The sequence below is a fragment of the Undibacterium sp. GW821-FHT11H02 genome, from assembly GCF_058808015.1.
Window position 1 is genome coordinate 12,502 of the sequence record NZ_JBXARG010000014.1, and the last position, 11,446, is coordinate 23,947.

The window sequence follows — 11,446 nt, forward strand, 5'->3', positions numbered from 1 at the left end:
ACCTATACAAGTGGATAAAATGGATATAAAGCGCACCGTCCTCTGGGTTATTTTCTCGATGTCTCTGTTACTCCTGTGGGATAACTGGATGCGTCACAATGGAAAACAATCGATGTTTTTCCCCGCAACGACTGCACAGCAGGCTAAAAATGCCAGTGCTTCGGCGACTGCTACGCCAGCCAGCGCTGCGACCAGCGCGAGTGCCACTGCTGCCGCTACCGATACGGCCGCAATCTTCGCGCCTGTGATCAGAAGCGAAACGATTACGATTACAACCGATCTGATCAAAGCCGACATTGATACTATTGGTGGCGAAATCAAACGCTTGGAATTGCTCAAATATCCAGATAGCGATGATCCTAAGAAAAACGTGGTTTTGTTTGACAGTCATACTGGCAAGACACGGATTGAGGAGACAGGATTCTTTGGCTTGTTCAAGGGAACTAAGACAGTCCCTATTCCAGCCCGCACTTATGCCGCCCAAACTGGTTTGTTGGGTGGTAACTTCCCTAATCACAAATCCGGTTTTGTCGCTTTGCCAGGGCCACGCTCTTTGGATGGCGCGAATGAATTGAATTTGGTATTGGAATCAGAACAAGCTGGTGTGAAGTTGATCAAGACTTTGACCTTTAAAAAAGGTAGTTATGTTATCGATGTAAAACACACCGTCGCTAACAATACGGCAGCAGCAATTACACCATCTGTGTATTTGCAACTGATCCATGATGGCAATAAGCCAACGTCTGGCGGTATGTTCTCAGGTCAAACTGAGTTTTATGCACCTGCGGTATACACTGAAGCCAAGCATTTTCAGAAGTTGAGCTTTGAAGATATTGAAAAGCGTCACGGCAAAGCCGATGTCAAGCCCGATCACGAAACGACTTCTGACAACGGCTGGGTTTCTATGATTCAGCATTTCTTTGTATCGGCTTTTATTCCTGAAGACAAAGTAAAACGTGAAATCCGTACCGAACGTGTGCGTGACAATATCTACTCGGTGAGCTCAGTCATTGCTCTGGGTAGTGTTGCACCAGGCGCCTCTGTATCTTCCAATGCACGTTTGTATTCTGGCCCGCAAGAATCTGCGATTTTAGAAAAAGTCGCACCGGGTATGGAATTAGTCAAAGATTATTGGTACTTCGCCATGATCGCCAAGCCTATGTTCTGGATTATGGAATTGATCCATAGTGTCTTGGGCAATTGGGGTTGGACTATTGTGGTGTTTACGATTGCGATCAAATTAGCCTTGTTCCCCTTGTCGGCGGCTGGTTATCGCAGTATGGCCAAGATGAAAGTGGTCACACCAAAAATGACCGCCTTGAAAGAGAAATACAAAAACGAGCCGCAGAAGTTAAATGTGGCCATGATGGAGCTCTACAAAACTGAGAAGATTAATCCGCTCGGTGGTTGTTTGCCTATCTTGATTCAAATGCCTATTTTCTTGTCTTTGTACTGGGTATTACAGGCTTCCGTCGAAATGCGCGGCGCGCCGTGGATGGGCTGGATTACCGATTTGTCTAAGCCTGATCCTTGGTTTATTTTGCCAGTTTTGTATGCGATTTCTATGTACATCACAACAAAACTTAGCCCAGCCCCAGCGGATCCGGTACAAGCCAAGATGATGTTGTTTATGCCTTTGTTGTTCTCGGTAATGTTCTTGTTCTTCCCATCCGGTCTGGTGTTGTATTGGGTAGTCAATAACGTTTTGTCTATCGGTCAACAATGGGTGATTAATAACAAAATTGTTCCACCTGAACATCGATAAAATTTAATAGCATTTATTCAAAAAAGCCCATGGTTCATGGGCTTTTTTATTAAGGCCGCACATTTTTTTTGCTGCAGATCATGTCGTGTTTACGATACATCTGTCAGTATCAAACGCTGCTGATTTTTCACAGCTTTCCCTATCACAAGGTTAGAATTTCCCAATGACACATACTTATGACAGTACTCCCATCGTTGCCATCGCCACTGCGCCGGGTCGCGGCGGCATAGGCGTGGTGCGCATTTCTGGTAAAGACCTCAATGAGATCCGTCGCGCTCTGTTTGGCAGCGCCGTTTTAAAGCCTCGTCACGCCACTTATTTGGATTTCACACAAGCGGATGGCACCGTGATAGACCAAGGTTTGGCGATCGCGTTCAACGCGCCGCATTCTTATACCGGTGAAGAAGTGCTGGAGCTGCAAGGTCACGGTGGCCCAGTGGTGATGCAGATGTTACTGACGCGTTGTTTAGAAGCCGGTAAAGAACAAGGCTTGCGTTTGGCTGAACCGGGCGAATTCACGCAACGCGCATTCATGAACGACAAGCTCGATCTGGCGCAGGCGGAAGCAGTTGCGGATCTGATCGAAGCCTCGACTGAAGCCGCCGCGAAATCGGCATCGCAATCGATGTCGGGTGCGTTTTCCAAAGTCATTCATGCGCTGGTTGAGAAGGTCGTTCATCTGCGTATGCTGGTCGAAGCGACTCTAGATTTTCCTGAGGAAGAAATTGATTTTCTTGAGAAATCGGACGCCCGTGGTCAGCTCAGCGAAATCCAAAAATCTTTACGCGCGGTTTTTGAACAAGCCGCGCAAGGTGCTTTACTGCGCGAAGGTTTGAACGTCGTGTTGGCTGGACAGCCGAATGTCGGCAAATCGTCTTTGCTCAATGCATTGGCGGGGGACGACATCGCTATCGTCACACCGATTGCCGGTACGACGCGCGATAAGGTCACAGAGACGATACACATTGAAGGAATTCCTCTCAATATTATTGATACAGCTGGTATCCGTCATGATCACGACGAACCTGAGTTTGGTGAAGTCGTCGATAAGATTGATGCCGTTGAACGGATTGGGATAGAACGCACCTGGAACGAAGTACAAAAGGCCGATGTGATTTTGCATTTACTAGACGCCAGTCGCGGTCCTACCCGTGCTGATGAAGAAATCGCGGCGCGTTTTCCCGCAGAAGTACCGGTGATCTGCGTCTGGACTAAGATTGATATCTCAGGACATCATGCCAGTGTCGATACGGTCGGTGATCTGACTCAAGTGTATTTGTCGGCGCAAGAACATTTGGGCATGGATCTTTTGCGTCAAGAATTACTACGCATCGCTGGTTGGCAGCAAACTGGCGAGTCTTTGTATTTGGCGCGTGAACGTCATTTGATCGCACTTAAACATGCGCACGAACATTTAGAACAAGCCGCCGCGTACGCCGCACAAAATGATCAGTCTCTTGATTTGTTTGCGGAAGAACTGCGCTTAACGCAGGATAGACTCAACAGCATCACTGGCGAATTCACATCGGATGACTTACTCGGCGTCATTTTCTCTCGGTTTTGCATAGGAAAGTAACTAGATCTTCGACCTCAGTCAAGGTGGGTACATGCGTTCTCGCTTTTCCTGTCTTTTCCTGTTACTCAGCGCCATCGGCCTGCCTATGAATGGGCAGGCCGATGAATTGCGTGTGAGCTTCAATACTGACAAGCCACCTTTTGCGTTTACAGATCCAGCGGGAAATATAGTCGGTATCGAAGTCGATGTAATGAAAGAAGCTATACAGCGCTTAGGACATAGTATGAAAGCGATTAGTGTATCGAAAGCACGCTTACTTACCGCCGTTAGCAATGGCGAGGCCGCGATCGCAGCTTCAGTACAAGGCGTCGACACCGATACTCTATTTTTTTCCGACGATTTTATACATTACCAAAATTACGCCATCAGCCGCAAAGCGAGTAAATTAAACATAGAAAAAATCGCAGATTTAGATCACTACCATTTCGTGATCTGGCAACGTGGTTGGGATGATTTAGGTGATGAATTTAAGAAAAAATACCGGCCAGATCAGCGCGGGCATTTTCGTCAGAACTACTCCCAAGCCAGCACACAAGAGGCTCAAACCCGCATCTTTTTTGCTAAACGTGTGGAAGTAATCGTGATTGATTCTACTATTTTCCAATGGTATCGCAGGCAATTGGAAAAGGGCGAACTAGCAGTCAATGAGGAATTGGTTTTTCACGACATTTTCAAAACAAAGACAGGATTTGCCGCTGCCTTCACTAGCAAACTCATGCGCGACCAATTCAATACCGTACTGAAGAATATGCGTAGTGATGGGAGTTATCAAAACATCCTCTATCGCTATCATTGATATTAATGCGCTTTGATTTCACACATGACCGAGGCGATGCGCAGGCGGTAGTTAGAAAAAAATGTGCTGAAGTCCCGTGACTTGCGCGGCGCGATGGGCCTCAAGATTACGCCAAGTTTTCACAGCATCTTCATCGCGCCAAAACGAGAGTGATAAGCGTTTTCCGGGATCGCTTAGACTTTGGAATCGTTTTATAGAAATGAAGCCATCCATCTCGTTCAGTTGTGACTTTTACTCTGCGCTGATATGTAAATAGGCTTGTTGATGGGCGAAAAACAGGATACAGATTGGTCGATCCAGAGAAAAATTTTGTCGAATTCTGAATCAGAAACACCGTAGAATTTCGCGAGCGTAGCAACAGCCAAAGGGCTCAACTAGGCATTAAGTTCCTCAGCTTGGTTGACCTCATATCGCGCAGATCAATTCTTTATCAGCGTGGCGATTACCGGCTCGAGTCAGAAAAATGCCAACACGGTGTGACTTGCTCAAAGTGTGTTTTTTCTTGGGATAAATAGCATAGATAGCTTGGATTTACACATGGCTTCGCCGCTTGGTTTGCCTCTCAAGACATCTCAAAATCGCAATTATCCCCAGTTTTGCAAAGTTTCAAATACCAGCCGGCTAGGCACGCAATCCTCGGGGAAGTGTCGCATAAAATCGGCCCGCATGGCGCTGGCAAATTCGGCTAAATAGCGTTCATAGTCGGCAGCGCTATTGGCTTGATAGCAGGTACGGTAATGTGCAGTATCTAGTTTGTCGAAGCGAATTTTTTCAAAACATTGGGTCGCCCAAATTTCGGGAATATGTTTTTCACGCATATATCGTTCGAATTGTTCGCTTAAATCGGCACGTATGCTGACACTGACTTCGTAGAGGATCATCGTTCGCTTTCTATCGTCTGGTTTGAGTAAGTTTAATCATCATCGTCTTCGATATTCGGTGTGGCTTCTAGTCGCTCCTTATCTAGTTTGTCTTTCAATTGCGCGGCGTCTTTGCTAAATTCTTCTAGGCTGATATCTTTGCTGAGTCGCAAACTTGGTGAGAATAGGTCGCCCATATACAAGTCATCACCGAAGCTACCCGTGTTCTTATATTTTGACATTAACATGGTACCGGAGGCGAGTGCGGCACAGAACATGACGGCCCATAATTTGCGACGTGCCGAACGGGTGCTGATGGTGACCAGGTGAAAATAGACCATAAAGCCTATACACAAAATTTGCGCATGGCTACGATAACGTGGCAGTTCTTCCCAGGAAAAAATGAAGCCGCTAAGTGTCGCCAGCATAGTGCAGAGTTGCATCGCTAAGAGACCGCATACGGCAATAAAGAAATGCCGGCCGAAGCGTGGATGTCGTGCAAATAAGCGATTCGCACCAGCCCATAAGCCCGCCCAAATCAGAGCAAATAGCAACATGCTGATTGCGTACTGGGCGTACACCGTGAAACTGAAGGCCTCGGTTTGCGACATCCATTTCGTGAAGACCGACTGTAGGGTAATCAGTAAGAACGCGGCTAAGGTCGGCCGCCAGCCTTCCCAGCGATAATTGTTGGCATCGAGCACTTCTGGTTCGACCACAAAATGACTATCACGCACTCTGAGCAAGGTTTGCCCGAGACGAAGGACTCGATTGCCATCCAGCTCTAGGGTGGTATGACGACGGTTTTGATAAGTCAGACCGTTGCGACTATCCAGATCACGAATTTGTAAATTGCCCTGTTCATTCAATTCTATCTGTGCATGATGGGCTGCGGTATGCGGGTCGTCCAGGATGAGTTCATTGTTATACGCACGTCCTATGCGTATCGGTAAGCTGTCAAAGCGATGACGATGTTCAACTTCACCGCTACGCGACAAAATTTCCAGAAAATATTGGGCGCTCATTTTTTGCTCCCATTGGATGACGTTGCGGTCGGTACCACAGTGGCCGTGAGCTGCGGTTTTCTGCCTATCATTTGCAAAAACTGGCGGGTCAGGCGCAAGCCATTATCATACGAAACACCTTTTGCGCTTAACAGGCTTTGCAGCACTTCCTTGTCTTGATCCATGCTGTAAGTGATCAGACGGAAGTCGTAGATACCAGCAAATTTACGATAAGCGCGGGCGCAGATGACGGCGCGTAGTGAAAGCTGATCATTCTTGATAAACTCTTCCGTACAGGCTGGGCCGGTCAGATTGCTCTGTTTATTGCCCGCATAGATTTGATTCTTGAACTTGTCGCTCATGGCAATCGAGAAGCGTAAAGCATCCAGGTTCTTGCTCTTGGAAAAACTGTGAGTGATCGCGACATGCCCGGTTTGCAGTTTGCCTGAAACATAGATAGCGGATTCCATATTGCAGCTGATTTTGTCCTCGCTAAAACTGGCTTGCTCTTTGGTATTCGAGCTACCCCAGCAACGCATTTGTTCTGATTCGCGTACCGGTACCAGATAGGGGCCCAGTTCTTTGTTATTCAAAGGATGTTCGAGTAATTTATCCAGCATCAGGTTTTGGTGCACGATTAATTGCCGGCCTACTTCTTCATTAAAATTGCTTGGGGTCGTTTTTTGCTGTTTGACTTTGTTGAGTAATTCCACCACGAAGCGCGCCGGTACCAAGAAACTAACCAGCTCACCATCCGTACGTTTTGCCACATTCACACCTGCGAGTGCACCCGATGGTGTGACATTGGGGCCGCCGCTCATGCCGGAGTTGATCGAGCCAGTGAACAAGAGCTGGTCATAAAACGCCCGCCCTATGATGCCGTTGTATGCACCTTCGGAGATGGCAAAGCCCAAATCTAAGGGATTGCCTAATGAGTAGAGATACTGACCTTGATTGAGTTTCGGTAATTGCGCGCTGTCTTCCGGGATTTGAAAAAAACCTGTACCACGACGGCTGATGCGCACAACGGCCAGATCATGCAATACATCGACCGCCAATAATTCTACGGTGCCACGTTGATCATTGGTATCGACAAATTCACCCACATAGACTTCGGGTTCTAACGCGATTTGTGATACCACGTGATAGTTGGTCACGACCAGATCGCTTTGACCTATCATGAAACCCGAGCCTACCGAAGATTGTGTGCGTCCATTTTTGACTAAGACGCGAATTTGTAAGAGGTCGTTTTTCGCAGCGCTATATAATTTTTGTGCAGCGGAAGAGGTTTGCTTACTGCTGATACTGTCCTCATCGGTTTTTACTTGCGCTTGTGCAGGATGACACAGCAGTGACAAGCTGAATGCAGAACAAGTGAGGGTACGAAGCAATAATCGACAATTCATAGAGAGGATCTTTGAGCAGAAGCGTGGGAACTACGGTTTACTTATTGATCGTAGTCTTTCACAAGAATTTAGAGATGCTTCAGAGCATAAACGATTTTGTATTGAAGTTCAAAATTGGCTATGTCAACGACGATGGTGCGTACGGCACACTCTGCACATCACGCAAACTTTAATTCAATATCACAGACATCATACTAATCGCACCCATGACTATGTCATCGCTCTCGATTCTGATCTGATCATCGGGATGTTTGGCGCCGAGGACGTATAACAATGGCAGATAGTGCTCACTGGTCGGCACGGAAAGTTGTGCGTCACTGCCAAATTGATGATAATTGACGGCGTCCTCAAAGTTTTCTTTGAGTATGGCGTCGCGAATGACACTATTAAAACGCTGCGCCCAATCGAAGCTAGTAACGCGTGGATCTAAGCGACGCAGATTGTGAACCACATTACCGCTCGCCATAATCATCACACCTTCTTCACGTAAGCTGGCCAGGCCTTGTCCCAATTCATAATGAAATGCTTCGTTTTTATTCAAATCTAAACTGAGCTGTACCACCGGAATATCCGCCTCAGGAAACATTTTCACCAAGACCGACCAGGTGCCATGATCGAGTCCCCAATCCTGATCTTGCAAGACTGGCAGCGGTGCCAACACTTGCGCAATACGCTGGGCTAATTCGGGGCTACCAGGTGCCGGATATTGCATCGCGAACAGCGCGGGAGGAAAACCACCAAAGTCATGAATGGTCTTAGGTTGCGTCATCGCCGTGACTTTTACCCCCTCGCTCATCCAATGCGCAGAGATCATAAGTATCGCCTTCGGCTTGTTGGTAATCTGAGCAAATTCAAGACCAAGCTGCGCCCAGCAACGGGTAAATTGATTGTCTTCCAAGGCATTCATGGGACTGCCGTGACCGAGGAAGATGGCGGGTTGTCTGGGTTTGTTCATGATCACTCCAATCAAACTTGGTTTAGCTTAAGCACGTAAGATCACGTGAAAATAATTTCCTAATTTCAGGATAAAGCCCACAACGCCGCCTTACGTGCATGCAATGCCGTCGTATCAAACAGCGGCACGCTGGCGTGACTTTGATTGACTAACAAAGAAATTTCGGTGCAGCCGAGGATAATGGCTTGTGCGCCGTTCGCAATCAAGCCAGCGATGATGCGTATGTATTCTTGGCGCGATGCTTCTTGAATACTACCCAGACATAATTCTTCGTAAATAATACGATGTATGATGTGGCGATCTGCTTCCTCGGGCGTGATGACGTCGAGTCCATGCGCTTGTTGTAGCCGATCTTTATAAAAAGCCTGTTCCATCGTGAAACGTGTACCTAGTAAAGCGACGCGTTGATAGCCGTGCGCTTTGATTTCTTCTGCGGTGGGATCAGCGATGTGAAACAGTGGAATACTGACCGCCGCTTCAATTGCTGGCGCGACCTTGTGCATGGTATTCGTACAGAGCACCAGCATGTCGGCACCGGCGCGTTCCAATGCTTGTGCCGCATCAGCTAGAATTTTTCCAGCGCTGTCCCAATCACCACTGCGTTGTAGTACTTCGATTTCATGGAAATCAACACTGAAAATAATTATCTTCGCGGAATGCAGTCCACCTAATACTTGTTTCACCGTTTGATTGATTTCGCGATAGTAAGGAATCGTTGATTCCCAACTCATACCGCCAATTAAGCCTAAAGTTTTCATGTTAACTTCCTTTCTTCTATCTTAAGTCGCCTATTGCCTATTTCTTTAAATGCAGGCGTTTTTTTATTATCGTTTCTGCGCCATTGATTTTTGTCAGTAGTTGCAGTTCTACTTGCTTTTCTTTCGCCAGCCAGGTCACATTTTGTAATTTTCCTGTCGGCAGTTTTGGGTAAGCTACGATGCTGTTTTTGTTCACATTAAAACTACTAATTACTTTCGTCGAGGCATCCTGAAATAGTGCGATCTGGCCGGTCGGTGAAATACTAAACTCGCTGCACTGACAAAGGTGGCGTTTTTCAAAATACAGGAACTTGAAACTCTGATTACTATGCCAGCGTCCTGGGACATTAATCTGCTTAGATTCTTGTGAGTGGAATCCATGACCTAAGTCCTTATCCACCTGAGTTAAGACCTGTGCCTGCACCAATGGGCTCAGCAATGCCAATCCAAGTAGTGCGCGAGTAAAGATAGATAAGATTTTCCGTGAATCAGACGAGAGAGGCGGCATGATGAACCAAGATGGAGATAGAGGTACTCATCATAAACGCAATCGATAAATTCTGCCTACGTAGTCACTACCTGCGTTGGTGCTCATGCGCCTCAATTCGCATCTATCCTTTTATGCATAGGAATAAATCGCAGGCCATGCATTTCTTGTACTTCAGCCGTAGGCGTAAAACCAAATTTTTCGTACATTTTCTCTGCATAGAGTGAGGCATTGACAGTAAAGTTGCCGGGATTGCCGTTCTGTGCCGCATGTGTTTGTAGATGTTGCCACAGCTGTCTGGCATAACCTCGCGACTGCTGTTCGCTGGCGACGAAGAGATTGTATAGATGACTATTATCGCGTAAGGCAATTGCAGCGATAATGCGATTCTCTCCCTGCGCTTGCTCGGATTCTTGTTCGCAACTGCCTACCCAATATACATACTGATCCGATTCTAAATTGCCGCGTATCGCTTCAGTTGTGATCGATTTGAAAAATGCTTCAGCACCTTGACCATCGGCATGGATGGTGAAATAGTGCGCCACGCTATGCACTAAGGCACTGATGGCATCGGCATCGTTGATGGTGGCACGGCGTATTTGTAAGCTCATATTTTTTCTACTTTGTGTTGATTTCAAACTGTGCTAACAATCCAGCATATTCTTGCTGCCAGTTTTTTAAGTTGAGTTCACTTTTGGCACGCAGATGATCTAAAAAAACTCGAATCGCGCTACGCGTCGCCAGTTTGACTTTGGGATTAAGGTCTTCGCCACCGGTATTCATTCTATCGGTGAAAATGCTATGAGAACCATCCTTAAACACCAAGAGATTTTTCTCTACCTGGGTTTGCATCGCCATCGCTTGAAATACCTTGATCCTGTCTTCGACACCAGAGCCATAGCCGGGAATATTGATGTCGTCCTTGGTGGAGGTGATGTGTAAGCTAGGGATATTAATATTCGCCAGTATGTTTTTTACATTGCCTTTGCCGTAAAACGGCGGTGCCGAAATCAGGATGGCGGCTTTGATGCGTTTATCGCTGAACTGCAGTGTTTGTCCGTTGTCGACCTTATTTTCTGCCACGCTGGCACCGGCGATCAGCATCGTGGTGTTAGCCCCAAAGGAGTGGCCCGCCATAAATATTTGTTCGGTATCGAATTGATTGACAAGCTCACTGCTCAGAATTTGATCTAGCGCAAAACTGGTATCACGTGCGCGGGCTATCGCTTCCGCGTCGCTGGCGGCATCCGCTAGCCGGAATAATAAGGTGAATCTGCTGCCAGCCCACAAACTCCGGTCGCTGCCAACATGTTGTAGATGTAAGCTGGCATAACCGTGACTAGCGAGGTATTTGCCGAGATAGCTATAGCCTTCGCGTGAGCCTCCCAGACCATGCGAAAAGATCACTAATGGCAACTGTTGTTCAACACTTGATACGCGCGGTAAATAGAGTTTGGCGGGAACGGCGCGATTGCGGCTTGGATCGGTCCATTCGAACAGCCGTGTTTCATACAAACTCTCATCGACCTGCAGTTTGTCCTCGGTGAGTAACGGAGCGGAAACACGGGCGTTGTCCGCATTTTGCTGGGCGAGACCAGTTTGTTGCAGGGCTAAGCCGCAATAGCTCGTGATTAACAGCCTTAGCAGGAATGCGCGAATGTTTTTCATTGTTTGATTGTCTTGACGTGGATTTCTACTTTTGAATCACGCTTAGGTCGAAAGTTCCATGGCGCGTTTGTTATCAGAGTGCTTTTTGCCGGACATTGTCTGATCGTCACGTAAACAGCCATTAAATGTCGCATAAAATGTCGCATAAATGAACAAATTCAGTGCGCAGCG

The 11,446-nt window shown here is 47.0% G+C and carries 12 protein-coding genes; 3 read left to right on the forward strand and 9 right to left on the reverse strand.

The window, feature by feature from the left end:
• Positions 1 to 19 precede the first annotated feature (19 nt).
• The 3 genes from yidC to AC1RR2_RS14355 all read left to right on the forward strand — a co-directional run bounded on the left by yidC (position 20) and on the right by AC1RR2_RS14355 (position 4,137).
• Positions 20 to 1,765, forward strand: a complete 1,746-nt coding sequence (gene yidC, locus AC1RR2_RS14345) for a membrane protein insertase YidC (protein WP_493222947.1) — start codon at positions 20 to 22, stop codon at positions 1,763 to 1,765.
• Between the two features lie 163 nt (positions 1,766 to 1,928).
• The gene (mnmE, locus tag AC1RR2_RS14350; RefSeq protein ID WP_493222948.1) at positions 1,929 to 3,341 is read left to right on the forward strand and encodes a tRNA uridine-5-carboxymethylaminomethyl(34) synthesis GTPase MnmE; all 1,413 of its coding nucleotides are present in this window, start codon (positions 1,929 to 1,931) and stop codon (positions 3,339 to 3,341) included.
• Positions 3,342 to 3,372: 31 nt separating this feature from the next.
• Complete coding sequence (locus AC1RR2_RS14355) at positions 3,373 to 4,137, forward strand: substrate-binding periplasmic protein (RefSeq protein WP_493222949.1); 765 nt, start codon at positions 3,373 to 3,375, stop codon at positions 4,135 to 4,137.
• Between the two features lie 51 nt (positions 4,138 to 4,188).
• Here the strand turns inward: AC1RR2_RS14355 and AC1RR2_RS14360 are convergent, their stop codons facing one another.
• The 9 genes from AC1RR2_RS14360 to AC1RR2_RS14400 form a co-directional block, all read right to left on the reverse strand.
• Complete coding sequence (locus AC1RR2_RS14360; protein WP_493222950.1) at positions 4,189 to 4,350, reverse strand: antibiotic biosynthesis monooxygenase family protein; 162 nt, start codon at positions 4,348 to 4,350, stop codon at positions 4,189 to 4,191.
• A gap of 371 nt (positions 4,351 to 4,721) precedes the next feature.
• Complete coding sequence (locus tag AC1RR2_RS14365) at positions 4,722 to 5,018, reverse strand: DUF4286 family protein (RefSeq protein ID WP_493222951.1); 297 nt, start codon at positions 5,016 to 5,018, stop codon at positions 4,722 to 4,724.
• Positions 5,019 to 5,050: 32 nt separating this feature from the next.
• On the reverse strand, positions 5,051 to 6,022 hold the full coding sequence (locus tag AC1RR2_RS14370) for an FHA domain-containing protein (protein WP_493222952.1): 972 nt from the start codon (positions 6,020 to 6,022) through the stop codon (positions 5,051 to 5,053).
• Entirely contained in the window at positions 6,019 to 7,407 is a 1,389-nt protein-coding gene (locus tag AC1RR2_RS14375; protein WP_493222953.1) for a S1 family peptidase, read from the reverse strand. The genes AC1RR2_RS14370 and AC1RR2_RS14375 overlap by 4 nt, the downstream gene beginning before the upstream one ends.
• Positions 7,408 to 7,576: 169 nt before the next feature.
• Positions 7,577 to 8,362 (reverse strand): 4,5-DOPA-extradiol-dioxygenase, encoded by a 786-nt coding sequence (ygiD, locus tag AC1RR2_RS14380; RefSeq protein WP_493222954.1) that lies wholly within the window; start codon positions 8,360 to 8,362, stop codon positions 7,577 to 7,579.
• A gap of 65 nt (positions 8,363 to 8,427) precedes the next feature.
• A complete protein-coding gene (locus AC1RR2_RS14385; protein WP_493222955.1) occupies positions 8,428 to 9,120 on the reverse strand; it encodes an aspartate/glutamate racemase family protein in 693 nt (230 codons plus the stop codon).
• A 37-nt stretch (positions 9,121 to 9,157) separates the two neighbouring features.
• A complete protein-coding gene (locus tag AC1RR2_RS14390) occupies positions 9,158 to 9,628 on the reverse strand; it encodes a hypothetical protein (RefSeq protein WP_493222956.1) in 471 nt (156 codons plus the stop codon).
• A gap of 92 nt (positions 9,629 to 9,720) precedes the next feature.
• Positions 9,721 to 10,218 carry a GNAT family N-acetyltransferase gene (locus tag AC1RR2_RS14395; RefSeq protein ID WP_493222957.1) on the reverse strand — a complete coding sequence of 166 codons (498 nt, stop codon included), beginning with the start codon at positions 10,216 to 10,218 and terminating at the stop codon, positions 9,721 to 9,723.
• A gap of 7 nt (positions 10,219 to 10,225) precedes the next feature.
• Positions 10,226 to 11,275, reverse strand: a complete 1,050-nt coding sequence (locus AC1RR2_RS14400) for an alpha/beta hydrolase family protein (protein WP_493222958.1) — start codon at positions 11,273 to 11,275, stop codon at positions 10,226 to 10,228.
• Between the last annotated feature and the right edge of the window lie 171 nt (positions 11,276 to 11,446).